This window comes from Vibrio sp. V09_P4A23P171, assembly GCF_963875615.1.
Lineage (GTDB): Bacteria > Pseudomonadota > Gammaproteobacteria > Enterobacterales > Vibrionaceae > Vibrio > Vibrio anguillarum.
Map to the genome: position 1 here is coordinate 39,952 of NZ_CAWNMR010000044.1, position 22,825 is coordinate 62,776.

Genomic DNA, 22,825 nt, shown 5'->3' on the forward strand with positions numbered 1-22,825 from the left:
TTTGTTTATTGGCAATATCTTTGCTTATCAAGCGATGTGCATCGCTTGATTTTATACTTCAGGTTGGTAGTGCAAAATTGTCATTGATATGGGCGACTGTAACAGCTCCCCTTCTGCATGGCCGGGTTGTACGTTACGTAAATTGGTATCGCATATCACTTCCCAGTTTTGGTTACGATCTTTAGGTAGAGTAAAACGAGCGGGTGCGTTGGTTTGGTTGATCAAATAGAGCATTTCAGCCCCATCCGATCCAATGCCCATCTGCAATGCCACAGAACTTAAGCGGTTCCAATCATCATGTTCCATCAGTGTGCCATCCACGCGTCGCCAGAATACGCGGTTGGCATTACGTTCCTCACCGCTAAAAGCACGAATAAAGGGCACCATATAAAGGTGTCTTGCCGCCACCATTTGACTCAACCAATGTTTGAAGTAGCTTTTGCGTTCGGTCATGTTCCAGTCAAGCCAACTGATCTCATTGTCTTGGCAATAAGCGTTGTTATTACCTTGCTGAGTATGAGAAAGCACATCCGCGGTGAGAATATGAGGAATGCCAAAAGCAAAAAGTAAGCTCGCCATCATATTGCGTTTTTGCTTTTCGCGAGTTGCTTTTATCACCATGTTCTCTGTTTCGCCTTCGACGCCATAGTTGTCGGAGCGATTGTCACCGTGACCATCTCGGTTTTGTTCACCATTCGCTTCATTGTGCTTATGCTTGTATGACACCAAATCTTGCATGGTGAAGCCATCATGATAAGTGATGTAATTGACGGTCAGTTTGTAGGGCCAGTTGGCGGCACTGTACAAGTCGCGCGAGCCCATTAAGCGTGTGGCGAACTCTTTTAAATAGCCTTGATCGCCGCGCCAGAAGCTGCGTGTGATATCACGTAATTTGTCGTTACATTCATTCCAACCGAAAGGAAAATTGCCTACTTGGTAACCGTTTGGACCGATATCCCAAGGCTCTGCAATCAATTTAACTCGTTTTAACGTTGGATCTTGCGCCACCGCTTTAAAGAACGCAGCATCGGGGCTGAAATTATCGCCATTTCTTCCAAGCGTTGCGGCCAAATCAAAACGAAAACCATCGACTTGGTATTCGCTAACCCAGTAGCGCAGCGTGTCCATGACTAGGTTAAGGGCGGGTTGATAAGAGAGATCAATGGTGTTACCACAACCGGTAAAATTCGCGTAATGTTGACCGTGTTTTAAATAATATTTAGGGTCGAGTGCTTTTAAATTGAAAATAGGCCCATCTTCGCCCCCCTCCGCTGAGTGGTTATAAACCACATCCAGTATCACTTCAATTCCGTGACGATGCAGTTCTCTGATAGCCGTTTTCAGTTCCGTTACCGCATCTTTTTGCGCATAACGTGGATCTGGCACCATAAACAGGTAGGGGTTATATCCCCAATAGTTGACTTTGCCCATATCCAATAGATGTGGCTCATGCATACAAGCCGCGATGGGCAGTAGCTGTAGTGTGTTGATGTTTTGCTTGCGATAAAACTCCAGCATCTCCTCACTGATTAAGCCTAAATAAGTACCTTGTTCTGCTTTAGGCACACGTGGATTGAGTTTGGTCACCCCTTTGACATGGGTCTCAAATAAAATAGTCTTATCGCGAGGTATGTGTGGCTTTTTAGTTGATTGCCAATCGAATTGATCGTCGACCACGACACACTTAGGCAGCTCGAAACTCTTTTTTGAACTAAATGGTGTTTTATAGCCTAAGTTTTTATCTATCGCCTTCGCGTAGGGGTCGGAAATATAGTGCGGCTCGTCACCATTTAAAATGAGGTAACCGTATTTTTGCCCTGCTTTAATGTTTGGCACATGAGTGTACTTCACGCCCGCATATTCATTCTCTAACTCGTGGGTGGTGAAACTTCCCTGTTGATCAAACAGAGCGAGTAGAAGCTGTTTATTTGCTGGAGCATGAATAGCAAAATTGCAACCTGTGTTATCAAGGGTTGCACCGAGTGGGTAAGGGCTAGAAATAGTACATTTCATATGGGCATCTTTAATTGTTATTTTGCTGCACGTCATCGCTTTAAGTAAAAAGCTTTGTTGATATTAGGTCAAGCGCCCAATGAATAAAATTTGAATGTAATTTTATTTCATTTTAATGATGTTATTGGCCCTAAATAGTGATCAATAAGGCATTTTGTATTCTATTTTATAACCATTAACTGATCTCCTCCCCCTGAAATCCGTGATCCGTGCTTTAAAAACGCCATACTATAAAATTACTCATCCTTTCTCCTCCCCCCCAAATTACTTTGAGGTGGAGGAAGCAAGCCTATTACGCCTTTAGTAATCTTATCACCGTTGAAACAACTGGGGACTTAGTCCCGTCTTACCTCTTCTTTTAGCGTCTATCTGTCAACTGCCTTGCAGGTTCCAATAGGAGAAGAGTGAAAGTTTTAAATGCTGTCCGTAGTTAAAATTTTCCATAAATATAAATCGTCCTTAATGGAGTTAAGAATGAAAAAAGTAAGTGTAATTGCTGCCGCAGTGGCTGCTACTCTAGCAGCAGGTTCTGCTTTTGCTGCAGAAACAGATGTACTAAAAGACGGATGGGAAGTTCATGGGTATGCTTCAATGAATTTCCGCATGGTTGATGGTGAAACTGTTGATACAGAGTTTGGTAAACCAGATTACAAAACAGCGGGTACTCATGGAAAAAGCACCAATCAGGTTGAGTTTGTAATTAAGAAACACACAGAACATGAAAATGGTGTTTGGTCAAATTTCACTGTTCGTTCTGAATACGGTAATGGTAACTCGTACGCTTATTCTTCATCTGGTAGTCAAAAAGCCAATGACACTGCACAATTTGAAGTGAAAGAAACTTTTGTTGAAATCGGTGGTTTATCCTACTTAGGAGAAGACACATCTATATGGGCTGGTCAACGTTTCCTAAACCGTGCTGCTGGTATTCTTTCTGGTGAATTTTGGAAACAATCTTCTGGCGTAGGTGCTGGTGTTCAAACTAAGCTTGCTGGCAATACTGCAGGATTTGCGGTGGTGGTTGCCGATCCTGATGCAGGTGCAGCAACGACAAACCCTGAACGCACAACGCTTTCATCTTACGATCTGTACTACTACGGTGTCGATGTTGGTTTTGGTAGCTTAGACTTTGATTTTAAATACATGGAACAAGCGAACAAAGACAGTAAATCAGATGATGGTTTTGGCGCATCAATCACGTTAAATTCTAGCTATTACGGCTTGGATGGTTGGGCTCAATCTGCTATTGCATATGGTAAAGGTGTTGCGCAAAACCGTGGTGTTAACTTTGGTGGCTGGTCAGGCGGTGATGATAAGCAAGAGTCTATTTTCTTGACTTCTTACGGTGTACTGAATATTTCCGAAAACTGGCAAATGGGCTCTGAAATTACCTATTTTGGTGCGCTGGATGAGTTATTTGGTGCTAAAGATTTGAAACGTTATATTGCTGCTGTTCGTCCATCGTATAAAGTGAATGATAACCTACGTCTTGAAATGACAGGTTCTTATGCTCATGAAGAGGGAGCTGAAGGTTACTGGGGTCGTACTGGTGAGGCACTAGAAAGCGATATTTTCAATGTGGAATTAGCTGCTGCATTTACAGTCAATGCTGATTACTTCGGTCGTCCACAAATCAAACCATACATTAGCTATATTTCTGCTGATGATGAAGCAAGCGCATCACAAATTGGCATCAAAGATGGCAAAAATGAAACAGTTATCGGTGTCCACACTGAAATCTGGTTCTAACTCAACTAAGATTTAAGGCAGCCTATTGGCTGCCTTTTTTGCTTTGTAAATGATAGAGAATAACGATGAATAATAAAAAATCATTAATGACCCTTATCCTCGGAGCAGCTTTGACTGCCTGTAGTTCAGTTCCATCTACCTCAAACCTTTCGTCTACTGAGGCTATCTCATACGCAAAAGTATGCTGTAATAATTATGCTGACTTTCCTTGGATTGAGCTACAAAGCAATGAAAGTATCGAGTTTGATATTGATGAAAGTGCCCCTATTGGCCACTTTACAGATGGCAATAGCTATTTTAATGCTTTTCAGCTCCCTCAACGTTCAGCAAAAGTGCAAATACAGCTTAGTAGCTACATGTTTGATAAAGCGGTATTTTTGCCAAAATTAATTATGTTAGATCAGACGTTCAATATTGTTTCTGAAATTGATTTACCAAAATTTAAAATTAAAACCTCGGATGCTTTTACAAGAACACAATATTATGTAAACGTTCAGGTAGACTCTAAGCAGACACCTTATTTTATTATTTACTCTCCAGAGCAATATTTTGGGAAAACAATCAAGGTCGATCATCCAGCGAAGGTTAGAGCTAAAGATCTTGGTGAAGCGATGCCAATGGTCACGGACCCTACATATATATCATCCCACTTTGGTCAATTTAAACTAGAAATCAAGACATTATCTTTACAGTCTCATCAAACAAAGAGGAAAATTGAAAAGCCAGCATCAGAACAAACTGCAGTAGCAGTAGCAGTAGTTGTGCAGATAGAAACGAAAAAATATTACATATCAGCTATTGAAAATGCCGTCAATACTGGTGATGTAGCAAAAGCTCTAAGCTTATTAGATGAAGCGAAAATGTTGAATGTTGATGGTGCTCAGCAAGCATTTATTAAAGCCGTTAATGCCAAATAATTAAAAACTTAAGGTAAGCGTTATATTGGTATGTCATCGTTTTTATGGATGATTCTTATCCTAGATTTCTATATCCCTGATGGGCACTGAATGGTGTGGTTTCTGATATATAAGCTCCTTCATTGATGATGAAGGAGCTGTGGTTATACTAATCAACTGCCTTTTGTAAGTTTTGACTATGACGCTTGGTTTGAAGGTAGTCGTTCTGCTTTAAAGAATTATGCGTTAAATGCCAATTGGGATAAGTGAACTTTAATTTAGAGAGTTCAGGATAAGATGGAGCCACTACTTTTTTTACAATAATATCATTTCTGTTGAATTTAATATCATCAGTGTTTACATCTAGTATTATTTCCACGTTTTTTGTTAAGTCGCACTCAATATTTATTTGATAATTCCCCAACTCCAATATGAGATTCAATATGAGATCAGCCCTCAGGTATCGTGGATTGATCATATAACTAGCCTTACCATCGCGGCATTGCCAGTTGAAGTATAAATTCTCATCTTGACCATATGGGAGGGTCGCACTAAAGCTTGTCCAGCATGACGGTAGTTTCGGTGAAAGATTAATCTTATTTTTCGACAATTCTGGTTTAAAGCCTAGGTAATCTTGTTGAGCATTTCGTGCATATTCTGAAACAGACCAGGCTTGAGCATAGGTACCTGTTTCTATCAAGTTGTCTTCATCATGTTGATAAGCATCGAGGTTTTCACTCATTGTGCCACGATGTCCTTGCTGCAAAATTTGTTTGGCTAAGTTTTTGGATAATTGAAAAGCCAAATCTTGCTTGCTAAAACTTGTTAATGCACTGACGGTAAAACCAGCGTTCCAACCCCAAATCGTACCGTTATGGTATGCCGCATCTTTATGGTACTCAGAGCGATTATCATGGTAGGGGTGAAAATCTTCGTGATATTGCTCTAAGGAACAAATACCCCATGGAAATAAAAGATGATCAATGCTATTTCGAATAATAAATTGCCCAATTTCTAGTGGGAGAAAGGCTTCTGTCTGTGGGATAGATAGTACCATTAATTGATTTGGACGTACGCTATTATCTGGTATATCGAACTCTTTTAGATGATCAGCTAGTTGTTTTTTATCCTCATCCCAAAATTTTCTGATAAAACTCATCTTTAATTTTTCAGCTAATTTTAAATAATATCGATGATCTAGATCATTTTTATTCATTTCTGCCAGACGTGCCGCAACATGAAAGCTTTCAAATAGCAATGCTTGAATATCATTAGCTTTCGGTCCGCGAGGAGACCATGGAATTTGACCTTTGATTTTTGCATCCATCCAGGTATCGGGATGACGATGTTTTAGTAACCCATCTTCACTAAGATAATTACTTTCTATCCCATCAATAAATCGTTTTACAATCGGATAAATATCCTTTGCAAAAGCGATATCGCCACTGTAATTAATATATTCCATCACCTCCCTAATCATCCAAGGCGTACCATCGGTCGTGTTATATATTATGTCCGTTTTGCTCGTTACTCGATTGGGAATACGACCGTAATTGACTGAAGTATGATCTTGCATTTGCATGGAAGCAAAATTTTCAATGATTGCTCTGGACTCTGGAAATTGACCATTAATGAGACTTGTCCCAGATAAGGCTATGAACGTATCCCTTCCCCAACAGTCTTTGAACCAGGGTAAACCAGCCCATATACCAGAACCAAACTCTTGGTTCACAAATGTACGACTTGCCAATCTAGACCACATCACGGCTCGGTTATACTCCAGATCGTTGGTCCATAGATAATTACGTGTCAGAAAGCGATACAGATTGTTTTGAAAAATAATATTTGCATGGTTTTGCGCTGCGAGTTGAGCTCCTTTTATTGCCTCTGTTTTGGTGCTTTCAAAGTAGAGGTAAATGACTAGTTTTTGGGTTGATTCAGTGGAACTAATCATCAGCTTTACATTAGAATCACTTAAACCCATTAATTTAGAGGTGGTTGCACATTCATCGGTTGCCATTTCTTTGGCAATAACGGATTGATTTGCGCTAATCGCAATAAAACGTGGTTCTTCGCTAACAGAATTTGCGTCATTTACTTCATAGATAAGGACGTCATCGATGCATTCAGGTTTGCTTGCATTTACTAATATATTAAGCTCAGGGAGTATGGCAAGAGATTGTTTGGACTCAGAGGTGATGGTGAGACAAGCAAGTCGTTGACCTTGTAATAAGCTCAAACATTCTACAGAAGATGTACCAACATAGTGATGTTCAATGCCAAAAGGCATCAAGCGGGCTTTACTGGCTTGTGTTTTATCATTGATGTTACCGTTTACAAATGACGCAAATTGACCTAAATACCAACCTTGAGAATGACGGTAATTACCGCTTGAGCTGAAGCCATAGGTATGTCCTTGATAATATCCATCCACGCCATCACTGAATACATAAGAAAATTTTGAGGTACTTTCTATTGCTAGATTTGAAAATAAATTTTCTAGCTCTAAAGTGCCATCAATTCTTGGTGTACTCGGTTCTACACCACATATCGGCGTGAACTCCTTACATATGAGAAGGCGTGTTTGTGTTTGGTTTATTGAGGTAATTTGAGAATGTCTATATTTTGAAGTCATGACCGATACCTATAAAAAGGGGTACAGTAGACTGTACCCAAAGGTGAACATGAAAATTGTGCTTGTTGGGGATGAATTATTTCGTGATTTGTTTCGCTGCCATATCTAATGCTTCTTTGACACCTTGTTTTCCTTGCATCGCATTATCAATCGCTGCCCCTTCGGCAAACCAGTATGCTGTCATCTGTGGGATATTAGGCATAATTTCACCATTTTCGGCGTTAATCATAGTGGCTTTGATTCGCTGATCTTGTTCTAAGATTTTTTGAAACGATTTTAACGTTACTGCGCCAAGTGGCTTATCGTCATTCATGATTTTTAGTGCATCATCTTGAAAGACATAATTTTCTAAAAACTCAACGGCAAGATCAGTATTCGGGCTGGCCGAATTAATCCCAGCACTTAGAATGCCAACAAAAGGATTACCTTTGCCACCGTTTAGCGTTGGCAGCTCTGCAACGCCATAATTTATGCCTAATTTATCTAAATTACCCCAAGACCATGGGCCGTTTATCGTCATGGCCACCTCTCCTTTGCTGAATGCAGCATCAGAGACGGCATAATCCATGTTTGGGTTCAATACACCTTGATTAACCATATTAACTAAAAACTGCAGACCGTTGATTCCTGCTTCATTATTAACTCCGGTACTTTTGGCATTGTAACCCCCTACAATTTTTTCAAAAGCATAGGCACCGCCAGAGGAAATAACAGGCCAAGTAAAGTAAGCATTTTTAATATCCCACATGATGGCTTTTTTACCCTGTTTCTCCATTGTATTATGAATACTGACTAGTTCTTCCCAAGTTTTAGGCGGTGTTGGTAACAGATCTTTATTGTAAATAAGAGAAGGGGCCTCAATAGCAAGAGGATAGCCAACCAATTTTCCATTAACGGTAACGGCATCCCAACTGAAATCGACCAACTTTTCTTTAAATTGCTTACTTGGTTTGATTTCGTGAAGCAAGCCTGCTTCTGCATAGCCACCGAATCTATCGTGTGCCCAAAAAATAATATCAGGACCACTGCCAGTTGCAGCGTGCTGTTGGAATTTCGCTTCAAGCGATTCTGGATGCTGAACAATGATTTTAATTCCAGTATCTTGTTCAAATTGTTGGCCTATTTGCGCTAAGCCATCATAACTTTTATCACCGTTAATCCAAATGGTGATTTCACCTTCTTGCATCGCCATCAGTGGTGCCGCCATTAAAGTGGCCAGTGTACAGATAGACAGATTCTTAATTGAATTTTTCATCACTATTTCCTGTTTTACCTAGGCCCGAAGCGAATATGGTACGCATGAGTCCTTGAGTGTAAGTCCTGTTGAAAATATAACGGCTTTTGCTTGCAATAAGAAATAGATGAAAGTGAGTTTGATATAGATTCTATCAATATCATTGCTCTAATATTGATAGAATGTAACTACGGTAGATAACACGGTGAGTTTTTCTACTTTCAAAAGTGTGAACCAAAACAAAAACTATTGTTGTAATGCCCGCTTTGTGTGCCGGAAGCCTATTTTATCAAGGCTTTAGTCCACACTGATCTTCAATAATTTGTTTAGTAGGGTGTTAGCCTTCATAAGGAAGAGGTATATTTCGTTAGTATTTCAATAAAACTGGTAATTTTGGGGTCAGCTATGCCTTGTTTAATATAAATTCCTACATTACCTTTTTTCTTTTTGTTGATGGTTAATGTTGCAATATTTCTTCTGGCCATCCAATGGCACATTTTATCGCTATATGGCATTACAGCGTTAGCCATCTCTAATATATCTATGCTAGCAAATAAAGAATCGACATCATAGATGGCTCTTTTACTCTCTCTTTGTTCCGTATATTGTTTAGCCAGTGATGCATGTTCAGCCAACATTGTACGATGTCGAGAATGATCCGGCGTGACGCGGATGAGAGGGTATTGGGCTTGTTCAATCAGAAGTTCATCATCACTTTTTTTTGTATTCAATATCGGATGGCTTGAACATACAAAAAATGCTTCTTGGTCTCGGAACAAAGGTTGGAAATGGACTTTACACCTTTCGTGTAGATCTTGAATTTCATGGCCAATAAAGAGGTCAATATCTCCCTGCACCAAATGATGGATCAAAGAAAGGTTATTGCCAAATTCCAAATGTATTGAACAATTAGGGGTGTTTTTTTGATATAGGCATACCGTATCGCGAACAAATAATTCCCACCACGCTTCCCCAGTGCCAAGCTTTAATTTTCCTTGATGTCTCTGTTGCATATCGGTGAACTGATGTAACAGTTGTTGCTGCTTTTCTTGTTGCTCCTGCACATACTCCCTAAATAGTTTGCCATAAGCGCTGAGCTCTACACCTTTTGAGCGGCGAATAAATAGCTCAACTCCAAGTTCATGTTCAAGCTTTTTAATTGCTGTGGTGAGAGATGGTTGACTGATATGCAGTTTCTCTGCGGCTTGCTTAATATTATTTTCAATCGCAACCATCAAAAAATATCGAAGGGATTTATCCATGCTGTTTTATCTTGTCTTCTGCTTATTGCTATCATGTTTGGCATAAATCACATTTTAGGTGATGTTTTTTTAATCTCTTTGCATGCAGAGAGGCCTAACTATAGTGATTTTTCTTATGATATAGGTATTGGCTATATCATATGGGGAATGTTCTATTGTTACTTTGCGTCAGCTCTCATTATGATGAGCAATAAATTAATTTACAAAAAGGCAATATCATGGAACCCAAATGGTGGCATAGCGCTGTGGTATACCAAATATACCCGCGCAGTTTTTACGATTCTAATCACGATGGTATCGGCGATTTAAATGGCATTATTAGTAAGCTTGATTACCTTGCAGAGTTAGGCATTAACGTTATTTGGCTATCTCCTGTTTATCAATCTCCAATGGATGATAACGGTTATGATATTTCTGACTACCAAGCAATAGCTCAAGAGTTTGGTTCCATGGAAGATATGCAGCGTTTACTGAGCGAAGCACAAAAACGCAATATTAAGATAGTGATGGATCTTGTCGTTAATCACACATCGGATGAACACCAATGGTTTTTACAAGCGAAGCAATCGCGAGACAATCCGTATCGAGATTACTACATTTGGCGGGATGCAAAACCGGATGGCAGTGTACCGGATGATACAGGGTCAATTTTTGGTGGCAGTGCTTGGCACTGGGATGAGCAAACGCAGCAATATTACTTCCACCTTTTTTCTAAACGTCAGCCAGATCTGAATTGGGAAAACCCTAAAGTGCAGCAAGAAGTGCACAGCATGATGAATTGGTGGATTGAACAGGGTATTGGTGGTTTTCGATTAGATGTTATTGATTTAATTGGCAAAGAAATTGATAAGGGCATTACTGGTAATGGCCCGCGCTTGCATCCGTTATTACAGCAAATGAATGCCGCCACCTTTGGTAATCAAGATCTGCTGACCGTGGGAGAAACTTGGGGAGCCACACCAGACATTGCAAAACTGTACAGTGCGCCGAGTCGTCGTGAGTTATCGATGGTTTTCCAATTTGAACACATCACTTTGACGTGGGAGCATGGTGACAAATGGAATCCTATTCCGTTAGATCTTAAGCAGTTTAAACAGGTATTAACCAAGTGGCAGATTGAGCTTGCCGATCAGGGTTGGAATTCATTATTTTGGAATAATCATGACCTACCACGCGCTGTATCTAAGTATGGTGATGACAAACGCTACCGAGTTGAATCTGCGAAAATGTTGGCAACGAGCTTACACTTTCTGAAAGGCACGCCTTATATTTATCAAGGCGAAGAGATTGGTATGACGAATGTGGCCTTCGATTCGCTCGATCAATACCGAGACATCGAGACGTTAAATTTTTATCGTGTGAAGACAGAATCGGGCGTTTCTCATCAGCATATGCTGGATGCTATTCATCAAAACAGCCGCGATAACGCTCGAACGCCAATGCAATGGTCAGCGGATAAACACGGCGGATTTACTCAAGGTTCTCCGTGGATAGAGGCGAATCCTAACTACCTAAAAGTCAATGTTGAACAAGCGCTTGCTGATAAACAATCGATTTACCATCACTATAAAAAGTTAATTGCACTGCGTAAAAAACACCTGTCCATCGTCTATGGATCGTTCACGCCTTTATTTGAAGAACATGACCAAGTGTTTGGCTATGTGCGCGAGTACCAAGGTGAGCAAATTGTCGTGGTCAGTAATTTTTCATCGGCCACGGTTTGTTTAACAATACCCGAAAAGTTTCAATTGAGAGCGGTGGAGTGTTTGAGCTCTAATTATCAAGAGATTGAAAAATTAGAAGAAAACCTAGTACTCGAGCCTTATCAATCCATCGCGGTTTTGATGAGAGAGTAAAGTGAGTGGCTCATTTTTGATCTGGAATGAACGCAGCGATTTGGCTGCGTTTTTTCATTCATTGACCCAAATCGGAATCTATTCCTCAATTAGTGTGATTGTGCGTAACACTCTTGAAAAGAGTACGGTACTATCTTAGTGCTAAGGCTATGTGGCTTAATTAATCCACGAGCATTAGATATCACGAGCATTAGATATAGAGTGGCCTCTCTGTTTTGGATGAACGAATTTGACTGTTTCGTATGCTTTAAATGGTTCGAGACAGAATGAATGTGGTCAGACTTTTTCAAAGATTGAGAAAAATGGTCGATAATGAAGTTAATCAGCTAAATAAGATTTGAATCAATGAGCACTATTGGGATTGCCATAGGCGCAACCGGGTTATCACTTATCCTCATCTTCGTGTGGATGTTTTCGCTCTCTTTGCGCAAAAAACGCTTAGAGGAAGAGAGAAAAGAGAGAGAAATCGCTTATCGCAAAGCGATAGAAAAATCACGTGAACAAGAAAGACAAGATCGCTTGTTTAAGGCCGAAACAGGCCATGTGCCGACGATTTTGTATTTAGCGAAAGAAGCCGAACGAACCAACCTCAAAGAGGCGATGTACTGGTATGACAAAGCGGCAAATTATGACAATGTTACGGGAATGTATGGTGTTGTTCGGATTTGCCAAAAGTTTCGAGATGATCTGATTTTGCGGGAAAAAGAGAAGTTTTGGCAGACTTGTATTGCAGGAATTGAAGGTAACTTAACCGCAAAGTATGAAACTGGCATGGCCTATATTCATGGCCGTGGCGTGGAAGCGAATACTGCGAAAGGAGTCTCGTTAGTACAAGAGGCTGCGGAAGCGAATTTGCTCGACGCTGTGATTTTCATGGGGGATTGGTGTGTTTCACACGACAATATCGCGCCATCACCAGCGGATTCAACATTTTGGTATTCCAAAGCCGCGAAGCTAAATAGCCCGATAGGACAGATGAAACTAGGCTTGAATTACCTTAAGGGTGTTGGTGTCGCAATGGACCACAGTAAAGCTTGTTATTGGTTAGAGCGAGCTTCTGAAAAAGGTCATGTAGAGGCGATGTATCACGCAGGAGAAGCTTGGATAGATAAAGGTTCAAATGGCAATGCTATTGCTTATATTTGGTTATTTTTATCGGCTCATTTTGGTTTTGAACCGGCAAAGGTGCTAAGAGATCAAGTGGGCTCACGTATCGGTGTCGATTCTGTTGTGGGGTTACAATCGTTGGCCAAACCACTCATGAAGAAAATCGGCGCGGGTACTGTAAGTAAACACTCAATTATTAAGGCGCTGAACAAGCTCTACAAACGTGGGATCCCTATCCCAGAGAAAGGGGAGTTGCCTGATGAAGATGATCTCTCATTGAGCGTAGTGGCGGATGCCTCCGAAGAGCGTTTGTCATCCAGCCCATCTGATGATCATGAGGTTCTAACGCGATTAGATTTCTCCAATACTTCAATGGACAGGTAATGCTGGATCGATAAAGTGGCTAAGCACTGTAAATAAAAAATCTCTCAAATAAAAATCCCCAGCGAATCGACTGGGGATTTTTGTTGGTATCGGTTTTAGTGTATCGAATGATTATGCTGATTTATTGTGCTCAGCTTGGCAAACCGCAGCGGTGAAGACAACATCTGTGGAGCTGTTGAGCGCGGTTTCGGCTGAATCTTGAATCACGCCTATGATAAAGCCAACGGCAACAACCTGCATTGCTACGTCATTTGAAATGCCAAATAGCCCACATGCGAGCGGGATCAGCAGCAGTGAACCACCTGCCACACCGGATGCGCCACATGCAGAAACAGCAGCAACGATGCTCAGTAGCAAGGCTGTCATCAGGTCAATTTCAATACCTACTGTGTTTACTGCCGCTAGGGTGAGAACCGTGATAGTAATGGCGGCACCAGCCATATTAATGGTCGCACCGAGTGGGATCGAGACTGAATAAGTATCTTCATCCAGTTTTAGTTTCTCACACAATGCCATGTTTACTGGGATGTTGGCGGCGCTTGAACGTGTAAAAAATGCGGTGACACCACTTTCACGCAAGCACTGGAACACCAATGGATACGGGTTTTGGCGAGTTTTCGCGTACACAATGATTGGGTTGACAACTAATGCGATGATCAACATAGCACTGAGCAATACGAATAAAAGGTTGGCATAACCAGCCAAAGATTCAAAGCCAGTCGTGGCAAACGTGGATGCAACCAAGCCGAAAATACCAAACGGTGCTAGGCGAATAATAAAACGCACAATTTGTGAAACGCCGTGGCTTAAATCTTCAAATACGGCTTTAGTTGTTGCTGAGGCATGGTGTAAAGCTAAGCCCAACCCAACAGCCCATGCCAGAATGCCAATATAGTTTGCACTCATTAGAGCATTGACTGGGTTATCAACCAGCTTAAACAACAGGGTATTAAGCACTTCAGCGATGCCTTGAGGAGGCGTTGCACCTTCTGCCCCCGCAACCAATGTTAAGGTTGTAGGGAAGATAAAGCTCAATACAACGGCAGTAAGAGCGGCGGTGAAGGTTCCAAAAAGGTAAAGCACCACGATTGGGCGCATATAAGTGTGTTGGTTTTTCTTTTGGTTTGCGATGGACGCGGCGACCAAAATAAACACGAGGATCGGCGCTACGGCTTTAAGTGCGCCAACGAAAAGGTCGCCAAGTAGGCCGACGCTTTTCGCATCATCGGGTGAAAGGGTTGCTAATATCCCACCGAGAACGATACCGGCGAGTATTTGCAGAACCAAATTGCCACGCGCAAAACGGGCGAAAATATTGTTGCTTTGCATAGTTATCCCTGCAATAAATCGAATTACATCCTGCATGACCTAAATACTACGAAGCCATAGCATCGGTTATGGTAGACAAATAGAGTTATAGTGACATCAGTGAACTCCACTGAAGGGGGTAATGATATCTACGCGGGATATTGTGTCTAGAATTAATTGATAATCAGCACAAATAATTAATCAATGTGTGGAAATGCAATCGATTTTGAGTGAAATGTAAATAAAATGTAGCATTTGTGGTGGTGGAATGATAAGCCTCTCGTCGGGATGTTTCGCTCTCGCCATTAAACTGGACAATGAGCGGTTAGTGCGATGATAAAAGAGGGTAAGCCAACATCGCTCACCCTCTTCTTTTTAATGGTGTGCCATACCACTCATCACTTTTTTTACTGGTGCAGTAATGGTTTGCTGCTCACCATTGGCAAAGGTCAGTTGTACGTCAATCTTTTCACCTTCAACCAATGGTTTCTTCAAATCAAAAAGCATGATGTGCAAGCCGCCCGGTTTGAGTTCGACCTGCCCTTTGGCCGGAATTTTAAATTCAGTGACTTGACGCATTTTCATCACGTCTCCTTCGGTGATTACATCATGCAACTCAACTTTCCCTGCCACATCGGTGTTGGCCGATACAATGAAACGGTCCGTTTCACCTTTATTCATGATTTGAGAAAATACTGCGCTGGTGGTGGCGGTTGGTGCGGTAGCACGTGCGTAAGGGTGATGTACCATTATATCTGTGTTCGCAAAAGCTAGTGGGCTAAGGGCAAGGCTTGCTAAAAAAAGAGCATTGAGCTTCATGTTATTTTCCTTGTGATGACGTCATTATTGTTTTGATGGCTTCAACAATGGGAGCCGGTGAAAGCGTGTGTGGAACTTTAGTGATTAATGTTCCATCTGGTTGTAAAAAGTAGAAGTAGGAGCTGTGATCTAATGTGTATTTCAGTTCAGATCCCTTTAATTCGGTTTTGCGGAAAATGACGCCATACTGATGCGCCAGTGGTGTTGTAATGTCTAAAGGAGCAGAAAGCCCCTCGATCATAGGGTGGAAATATTGGGCGTATTGATGAGAAGCATCAGCAGCGTCACGCTCTGGATCGAGAGAGATAAATAAAGGGCGCAGCTTTGCTTTGGTTACATCATCCAGTTGATTGAGTGCACCTGCTAACATAGCCAGAGATGTTGGGCAGACATCTGGGCAGCGTGTAAAGCCGAAGTAAACAACACGTATGCGTTCATCTTTAGTATCAAAAATAGAGATGGGTTGATTTGCTTTGCCAAATAAAATTACTTCAGAAGATGAGCTATTACCGCTCTCTAAATCCATACTTTGCTGCGTATCAAAATAGGTTTTTATGCCAAAGCCTAATACAAACGCAACCACCAATGCTAGAGACCAATTTTTACTCATCTTTCCATCCTTATTGCCGGAAATACTTGGGTACGACCATCAGAGAGTTCGCCAATCCATGTCATTTTTTCAGTCGTGCAAACTGGGAGTACAATCTGTGCTGTGTAGAGCCCGTCTTCCTGCGGCGTCAGTACATATTTAGCGGTGCCCATCTCCATCTCTAGCCCATTGAGTGTGAGTGTGAGTTTACTTGCATTGGCTTGCGGCCATTCAACGGTCAGAGTGTTAGCCACCAAAGGTTGAGATTTATCGTGTGCCAATGTCATGACAACATCTCCTTGTCGACAAGGGGCACTCGACAACTGGCAATATCGATTAATGTCTGGAGAAGAGTTTGCTGAAGAGAGCCAATTGAAAATATCGCTGCTAAAGTAACCCGCTAGCAGGGCTAGAACAAAGACGCCGATTTTGATTGCGTTGTGCATGGGGACAATCCAAGCGGTTATAAAACGCGAATGTTATCACAGCTATTTTTTTTCAGTGGTGACGAATAGATAAAATGTGCAACAAATCAATATAGTAAAGGTGAGTTTCCCCACCTTTACTCATTCATGCTATGCGGTGTGATTTACACATCGTGATGTTTTGCATATTGCTCCAAGCCAAGCACAAGGGCAACAGCGCAAAGCATCAATAAAATGGCTACCAGCAGTTGCGAAGGCTGTGAAGTGATGGACTCAAATTCCAATGGAGAAAGGTTTCGCTGTAGTAAAGGAACGAGCTCGCCGTGAGAATTGGTTCGCCAAGTGAGCGTTTCTTTCCAAGGCCAGATTTTGGGTAAGGTGCCGATCATTAATCCCGTAAGAAAAATTAAGGTCAAATCTCTAAATTGTTTGAGTAACCAAGATAATACGTGAGAAAAACTCAGTAAACCACCGACACATCCGAGTAGAAAGAGTGCCAAAATATCGGCTTGCATCTCTTTCACCGCGCCCAGTACCGGTGCGTACATACCAATCAGCAACAGGATAAAACTGCCAGAAATTCCCGGTAGAATCATGGCACAGATGGCAATAGCACCGGCTAGAACTGTGTTCAGCGCTGTTGGTTCCATCTGCATTGGGTTAAGTACCGTAATACTGTAAGCAAACGCAATTCCCAGCAAAGCGAAGAGCAACCGAGAAAGTTTGAACTGCTCAATTTGTTTCACAATATGGAACACCGAAACCAGAATTAAACCGAAGAAGAATGACCAAATGGGAATAGGATGCGTGGCTAACAGCCAAGAAATGAGTTTAGCCAAAGAGAGGATACTGGTGAATATTCCCCCAAACAGTGCGAGCAAGAAGAAGCCATTAATATGTTGAAATGCGGCGGCTAACCCATCTCGTTTGACTATGCGCAATAAACTCGGATTAATCCTACGAATGCTTTCAAGCAAAGTGTCATAGATACCAGTGATGAATGCAATGGTTCCACCCGAAACACCCGGCACAACATCGGCGGCGCCCATGGCCATCCCTTTTAAAAACGTACTGAAATAGTTCATTGAATCTGCATGATTAAGTGTATGTGCCGGAAGTATATAATGAAATAACTAAGAAATGCTTGTACAAAAGATGAGTGAGTGGTGCTGGCTTAAGGTGAAAAAGCGCAGAAAGTTAGTTTGTTTTATAGCAACTGGGTGAGTATTGTTTTGCATTCGTTTCGCATAATGCAATTTGCGTAATGCAAAAAAGTACTACATTTTGATGAATTAATGCGATGCATAGCTAAAAAGCAGACCTTTTTTAGTTGGCATACTTCATGCATAATACTATTCGACCCTTCTTAAAGCCGAGGGTCACCTAGCCAACTGACGTTGTTAGTGAATGAATTTGTTCACACTATATATAAGCCAATCGCATCATTGCGGTTGGCTCTTTTTTTGTCTGTTAGGTATGATACGCCTCCTCGCTCGTCTAATGAGAGTTTGCAAATGACAATCAAAAGCCGTGAGCGAAGATGTTTTTCGAGCAAAACCAGTTAGGCCATATGTTCGTAAAACCCATCAAATAAACATCGTATATCATTGTAAATAAACAATATCCATAAGGATGATCCGTATCGATCAATCGTATTTTTTTTCGAGTTTATCAAGCTTTTCTTTGATGATCTCCAAACTCATTAAGGAAGATGAGTGAAGCAGTAATAAGAGGTTATATGCACCATTTAATTTCAATTGGGCCCCTTGAGTCTTTCTTAATCGCTATTAGCGTGCTTTTTTTAGGTCACTTTATTAACGCAAAACTGCCTATCTTGGAAAAATTCAACATTCCTGAGCCCATCGTCGGTGGCTTAATTGTCGCTTTCGCGATCACTCTTCTACATTTTTACGGCTTAGATTTAGAGTTCTCATTGCCGTTGCAGAATATTTTTATGCTGATGTTTTTCAGCACCGTAGGCCTTGCGGCTAATTACACTCAACTGGTTAAGGGTGGCGCAAAAGTCTTTCTTTTCCTCGCTGTTGCCTCGTTTTATATCATCATCCAAAATGGCGTCGGTGTATCGTTAGCGACGGCTCTTGGTCTTGACCCACTGATGGGGTTGATCGCCGGTTCTATTACCCTCTCGGGTGGACACGGTACGGGAGCTGCGTGGGCTCAAACATTCAACGACAATTATGGGCTTAGCAATACGCTAGAAATTGCCATGGCCTCAGCGACCTTTGGTTTGATCATTGGGGGGATTATCGGTAGCCCAGTTGCCCAAAAACTCATTAATAAAAACGGGTTTGAATCTGAGTATGGACGAGGAACCAAAACGCACGATAGGTTCCCAGAGCTGGTTACGTACAATGAATATGAAGAAGATAAAGTCACCGCTAAGAAAGTGATCGAGGGTTTGTTCATCCTTCTTATTTGTGTCACTGGTGCTAAATATTTAGAGCAGTGGGTAAGTGCATTTGAAATCAAATGGTTGATGATCCCTGATTTTGTCTATGCGCTTTTCATCGGTGTGTTCATTACCAATATACTGGAATTGACGAAAGTTCATAAAATTGATGCTGAAACCGTTGACATCTTAGGCACCGTTTCTCTATCGCTATTTCTTGCAATGGCACTCATGAGTTTAAAGTTATGGAATATTTTTGACTTGGCTGTCCAATTTCTGGTGATTTTAGCGGTGCAATCGGTCGTGTTGGGTATTTTTGCTTATTTTGTGACATTTAAAGTCATGGGATCAAATTATGACGCTGCTGTGATCGCTGGTGGGCACTGCGGCTTTGGTCTTGGAGCAACCCCAACCGCTGTGATGAATATGGGCTCATTGGTGACACGATATGGGCCATCACCACAAGCGTTTATGGTAGTGCCTATCGTAGGTGCATTCTTTGTGGATATTGTGAATTTGGTTATCTTGCAGGGATATATTTCTTTTCTAGGTTAAAAACAATGCAGTTAAAAGCAATGTAAAAAGTAAAAACGCCCTGACTTAACTTGTTTAACAGGGCGTTTTTATTACTTCAACGTCAATTTGGTGCCATCAAACTTCAGTTGACCTAATAAACTTTTCGCATTTTTGACACCTTCTTCATCAAACTGCACTCCGTAACGAGCATAGTGCAGTGAGCGTTGCAAGTTACAAACTTTACCCATCAAAGGCGCAAAGAATTGGCTGCTGCGAGGATCAGTAAATAATTCGAGACTAATCTTATCACCCACTTGGAAAGTACGCCCAAGAGGGGGTGTGACAAAACGACAGCCACTTTTGGAGAGATCTCTTACCTCACAATCCGACTTATGCGTTCCTACCGTTGCTTTTCCTGCCAGATTCACATCGTAACGAGCTTCTTTGCGCAGTTGGGTCACTTGCATGCTGTTGGGAATGGATAACATGGCGAGCGGTATAGGCTCTTGCAATACATGTAACAACTGGCTACGAAAATGGATTAAAGCCCCTTCGCCACGTGGTGAAATAGCTCTGATATTCATCCAAAAACCTTCTTGGAAGAAAAAAGAGAGATCATCTGCGGAAATTTTAGGAATTTCTACAAGGAGATGGGAATGAGAGTAGGTACCGATAAATGACGTTTTACACTGGAATTTCGTACCAACGGGAGTGGTTATACTTAAGGTTAGTTCACTACTGTGTTCAACCATAGATAACGCATCAGTACTATTAAGTGTCGATAGGGTTTTATTACGTTCGGTTGAACGGTTTGGGTTCTGTTCATCTTTCAGCACTGCCGACTGCGATTCCATCTTAATTTTCTCCGTGATGCAGTAGCTGCATTTTATTCTAATTTTTGTAATAGTTTAAATTCTAGGGGTAGATGTTGGAAGATTCAATTCTGAGAATATCAATTTATTTGATTTATATATCAATTAGGACGTTACCATGATTCATGAAGTGCAACATGATATACAAAATTGTCAATATAAAGTACATCTTGAGGGGAATCTATTCGCAACTGTGACATACCAACAACAGGATGAAGTGTTGTTTATTACTTCGACTCGCGTACCGGATGAACTTCAGGGTAAAGGATACGGAAAAATAATGATGGAGAGTGTATTACCGCAAATTGAAGCGCAAGGTTACACCATTAAACCTGTCTGTAGTTATGTTGTGCATTATTTAAATCGACACAGTGAATGGCAGCATTTATTGCATCGAGAGTCGTAGCATACAAACCCATTAGCTCGGTGTTGTGTTTACTTTTAATGTGACCGCGACCAGTGCATGGTCAGTACTAAAGTTATCGAGCTCATAGCTCGGGTTGACCAGATGTTGATCAAGCACAGTATAGTGGCTGATATAGCTTTTCATTGGCTGGATAAAAGGCGCGAAGTCTGCGGAAAGGAGAATATAGTCGAGTACAGATCCCGTGGCTCCGGCGTAATGAGTGGCTTTGCGAGGCTGCTCAACACTCTCGGTATGCAGATCCCAAGCATCGTAAAGCGCATAGCCAGCCAGCGGTTGTTGTGTTTCTGGTCTGCGGTATAAGGCCTGTGATAGTAGTCCTTGAAACTCCTCGTGATGTAACGGTTTATTAAAATCGCCCATTAGCACACAAGGCCGCCCAGTTTGTTTTTGAGTATTGACGATATATTGGTGAGTCAGGTTTGCTTCAAAGCCTCGCTGAACAGTAGAGAGCCAGCGTCCTAGCGTTTCTTGTTGCCATTCATCGATCAGATGATGAGGTGCCGCAGGCGATTCTGCCGGACGTTGAGATTTAAAATGCACAATATAGACATCGATATCCCCGAGCATTGGCAGGCAAACCGTAGCGTGTAACGGTGTACGATTAAAGCAAAAAGGGGCAGCTTGGTTTGGTAGCGTGCCATGTACGGCGCTCACTTGGCGCAGAGGATAGCGAGAGGCAATCACCACAACCGGATGGCTGTAGATGTATCCATCTTTGACGATAGGTTCATCTACACAGGCCACATACGGGTAGCCTAAATCCATCATCTGGTTGCGCAGTTCATCAAAACTGAAAACTTCTTGAAAGCCAATGATATCGGCATCCAGCTGTTTGATCTTCTGGCTAAACCATTGCTTTTTTTGCTGCCACTCTGCTTGCGTGTAAATATTGTCGAACTGATAATATGCGTTCGGCGGAGCTAAATAATTGAATAAATTAATCGTTGCGAACGTAATCGTCATGTTAAATCCCAATATTTGTGTCTCGGTCGATCTTATACCCGAACGGTGTAATTTAGCAGTGCTAATCCCTAACCTTGTTTTCTGTTGTGATGAGCTCTCGCCTTTTAAGGCGACTTGAGTATATGATGCGCTGAAACATAGATAAGGATCTTTCATGTACCCTAAAGCCTCTCAAGGTTGGCGCACGCCACAAAATTTCCTATTGATTATCTCCATTATTGTGCCGATTGCATTTTCTAGTTGGATGGCACTGTTGAATAATTTCGTGATTGAAAAAGCGAATTTCGATGGTTCAGACATTGGCTTATTACAAAGTGTACGAGAAATCCCCGGATTTTTAGCCTTCACCGCCGTATTCGTTTTACTGTTCATTCGAGAGCAGCGATTTATCCTGATCTCATTGGGTATGTTGACGTTAGGAACCGCGATGACGGGTTTTTTCCCTTCTTTAACCGGGTTACTGCTCACGACATTATTGATGTCGACTGGGTTCCACTACTTTGAAACGCTTAAACAATCCTTGTCTTTGCAGTGGTTAAATAAAGATGAAGCGCCAGAAATGCTTGGCAAACTCATTTCGGTTGGAGCACTTGCATCACTGATCACCTACGGTGCTTTGTGGGTAATGTTAGAAGTGTTTCAGCTCGATTTTAAATGGGTCTATGCCATTTCTGGCGGTGCTGGTTTTGTGCTGGTGTTGCTCATTGCCTTTGCCTTTCCTGAATTTAAAGCGGAAGTGCCACAAAATAAAAAGCTCGTGCTACGCAAACGTTATTGGCTGTATTACGCCTTGACCTTCATGAGTGGTGCGCGTAGGCAAATTTTCACTGTTTTCGCTGGTTTCCTTATGGTGGAGAAATTTGGTTATTCAGCGGCCGATATTACCTTACTGTTTTTGACCAACTATTTGTTCAACTTTTTGTTTGCTAAACGCATTGGTAAGTTCATTGGTGTAGTCGGCGAGCGTAAAGCGCTACTGTTTGAATATACGGGGTTGATTGTTGTTTTTGTTGGGTACGGCCTTGTACAAAACGCACATTGGGCGGCGGCACTTTATGTGGTTGACCACCTCTTTTTTGCCTTGGCCTTGGCGATTAAAACTTATTTTCAGAAAATTGCAGATCCTGCGGACATGGCATCTACAGCGGGAGTTTCTTTTACCATTAACCATATTGCGGCCGTGTTCATCCCCGCCACGTTTGGTTTAATTTGGCTTATCTCTCCGTCGAGCGTCTTTTACATTGGAGCGGTAATGGCACTTGTTTCGCTGCTTTTATCACTCAATATTCCAGTAAAACCCGAAGCGGGTAATGAAGTTAGAATTCTGCGTTGGAGCGACAGGTAACAAAAGGGTCGTTTA

Annotated in this window: 18 protein-coding genes; 7 read left to right on the forward strand and 11 right to left on the reverse strand. The window is 41.7% G+C overall.

All coding sequences use genetic code 11. The annotated features are described in order from the left end of the window. Positions 1 to 51: 51 nt before the first annotated feature. Entirely contained in the window at positions 52 to 2,049 is a 1,998-nt protein-coding gene (gene glgX, locus AACT23_RS12595; protein WP_013868345.1) for a glycogen debranching protein GlgX, read from the reverse strand. A 438-nt stretch (positions 2,050 to 2,487) separates the two neighbouring features. On the opposite strand from glgX, the gene AACT23_RS12600 reads away from it, so the two are divergent. Both AACT23_RS12600 and AACT23_RS12605 read left to right on the forward strand, forming a co-directional pair. Beyond that, complete coding sequence (locus tag AACT23_RS12600) at positions 2,488 to 3,762, forward strand: carbohydrate porin (RefSeq protein WP_026028891.1); 1,275 nt, start codon at positions 2,488 to 2,490, stop codon at positions 3,760 to 3,762. Between the two features lie 65 nt (positions 3,763 to 3,827). Continuing rightward, entirely contained in the window at positions 3,828 to 4,679 is an 852-nt protein-coding gene (locus AACT23_RS12605) for a MalM family protein (RefSeq protein ID WP_094126680.1), read from the forward strand. Positions 4,680 to 4,827: 148 nt separating this feature from the next. On the opposite strand, the gene AACT23_RS12610 is transcribed toward AACT23_RS12605, so the two are convergent. From AACT23_RS12610 to AACT23_RS12620, 3 genes are all read right to left on the reverse strand, one after another. Then, positions 4,828 to 7,293 (reverse strand): amylo-alpha-1,6-glucosidase, encoded by a 2,466-nt coding sequence (locus tag AACT23_RS12610; RefSeq protein ID WP_013868348.1) that lies wholly within the window; start codon positions 7,291 to 7,293, stop codon positions 4,828 to 4,830. Between the two features lie 76 nt (positions 7,294 to 7,369). Beyond that, a complete protein-coding gene (gene malE / locus AACT23_RS12615; RefSeq protein ID WP_026028892.1) occupies positions 7,370 to 8,548 on the reverse strand; it encodes a maltose/maltodextrin ABC transporter substrate-binding protein MalE in 1,179 nt (392 codons plus the stop codon). Positions 8,549 to 8,871: 323 nt separating this feature from the next. Then, positions 8,872 to 9,789, reverse strand: coding sequence for a LysR family transcriptional regulator (locus tag AACT23_RS12620; RefSeq protein WP_094126682.1), 918 nt, complete (start codon positions 9,787 to 9,789; stop codon positions 8,872 to 8,874). Positions 9,790 to 10,007: 218 nt separating this feature from the next. On the opposite strand from AACT23_RS12620, the gene AACT23_RS12625 reads away from it, so the two are divergent. Next, on the forward strand, positions 10,008 to 11,645 hold the full coding sequence (locus AACT23_RS12625) for a glycoside hydrolase family 13 protein (protein ID WP_094126684.1): 1,638 nt from the start codon (positions 10,008 to 10,010) through the stop codon (positions 11,643 to 11,645). Between the two features lie 345 nt (positions 11,646 to 11,990). After that, positions 11,991 to 13,136 (forward strand): tetratricopeptide repeat protein, encoded by a 1,146-nt coding sequence (locus AACT23_RS12630; protein WP_017045034.1) that lies wholly within the window; start codon positions 11,991 to 11,993, stop codon positions 13,134 to 13,136. 111 nt (positions 13,137 to 13,247) lie between these two features. Here the strand turns inward: AACT23_RS12630 and sstT are convergent, their stop codons facing one another. From sstT to AACT23_RS12655, 5 genes are all read right to left on the reverse strand, one after another. Continuing rightward, on the reverse strand, positions 13,248 to 14,465 hold the full coding sequence (sstT, locus tag AACT23_RS12635; RefSeq protein WP_026028166.1) for a serine/threonine transporter SstT: 1,218 nt from the start codon (positions 14,463 to 14,465) through the stop codon (positions 13,248 to 13,250). Between the two features lie 354 nt (positions 14,466 to 14,819). Further along, complete coding sequence (locus tag AACT23_RS12640; protein WP_094126686.1) at positions 14,820 to 15,263, reverse strand: copper chaperone PCu(A)C; 444 nt, start codon at positions 15,261 to 15,263, stop codon at positions 14,820 to 14,822. A 1-nt stretch (position 15,264) separates the two neighbouring features. Then, positions 15,265 to 15,873, reverse strand: a complete 609-nt coding sequence (locus tag AACT23_RS12645; protein WP_013868355.1) for an SCO family protein — start codon at positions 15,871 to 15,873, stop codon at positions 15,265 to 15,267. Then, on the reverse strand, positions 15,870 to 16,298 hold the full coding sequence (locus AACT23_RS12650) for a hypothetical protein (RefSeq protein WP_094126688.1): 429 nt from the start codon (positions 16,296 to 16,298) through the stop codon (positions 15,870 to 15,872). Before AACT23_RS12650 ends, AACT23_RS12645 begins: the two co-directional genes overlap by 4 nt. A 143-nt stretch (positions 16,299 to 16,441) precedes the next feature. Beyond that, complete coding sequence (locus AACT23_RS12655; protein ID WP_094126690.1) at positions 16,442 to 17,362, reverse strand: DUF368 domain-containing protein; 921 nt, start codon at positions 17,360 to 17,362, stop codon at positions 16,442 to 16,444. 653 nt (positions 17,363 to 18,015) lie between these two features. Here AACT23_RS12655 and gltS point away from each other — a divergent pair. Continuing rightward, on the forward strand, positions 18,016 to 19,242 hold the full coding sequence (gltS, locus tag AACT23_RS12660; protein ID WP_094126692.1) for a sodium/glutamate symporter: 1,227 nt from the start codon (positions 18,016 to 18,018) through the stop codon (positions 19,240 to 19,242). A gap of 71 nt (positions 19,243 to 19,313) precedes the next feature. Here gltS and AACT23_RS12665 read toward each other — a convergent pair whose 3' ends face one another. After that, on the reverse strand, positions 19,314 to 20,057 hold the full coding sequence (locus AACT23_RS12665) for a flagellar brake protein (protein WP_013868359.1): 744 nt from the start codon (positions 20,055 to 20,057) through the stop codon (positions 19,314 to 19,316). Between the two features lie 136 nt (positions 20,058 to 20,193). On the opposite strand from AACT23_RS12665, the gene AACT23_RS12670 reads away from it, so the two are divergent. Further along, entirely contained in the window at positions 20,194 to 20,481 is a 288-nt protein-coding gene (locus AACT23_RS12670; RefSeq protein ID WP_013868360.1) for a GNAT family N-acetyltransferase, read from the forward strand. Between the two features lie 12 nt (positions 20,482 to 20,493). Here AACT23_RS12670 and AACT23_RS12675 read toward each other — a convergent pair whose 3' ends face one another. Further along, positions 20,494 to 21,621, reverse strand: coding sequence for an endonuclease/exonuclease/phosphatase family protein (locus AACT23_RS12675; protein ID WP_094126694.1), 1,128 nt, complete (start codon positions 21,619 to 21,621; stop codon positions 20,494 to 20,496). On the opposite strand from AACT23_RS12675, the gene AACT23_RS12680 reads away from it, so the two are divergent. Then, on the forward strand, positions 21,620 to 22,810 hold the full coding sequence (locus AACT23_RS12680; RefSeq protein WP_094126696.1) for an MFS transporter: 1,191 nt from the start codon (positions 21,620 to 21,622) through the stop codon (positions 22,808 to 22,810). The genes AACT23_RS12675 and AACT23_RS12680 overlap by 2 nt on opposite strands. Positions 22,811 to 22,825 lie beyond the last annotated feature (15 nt).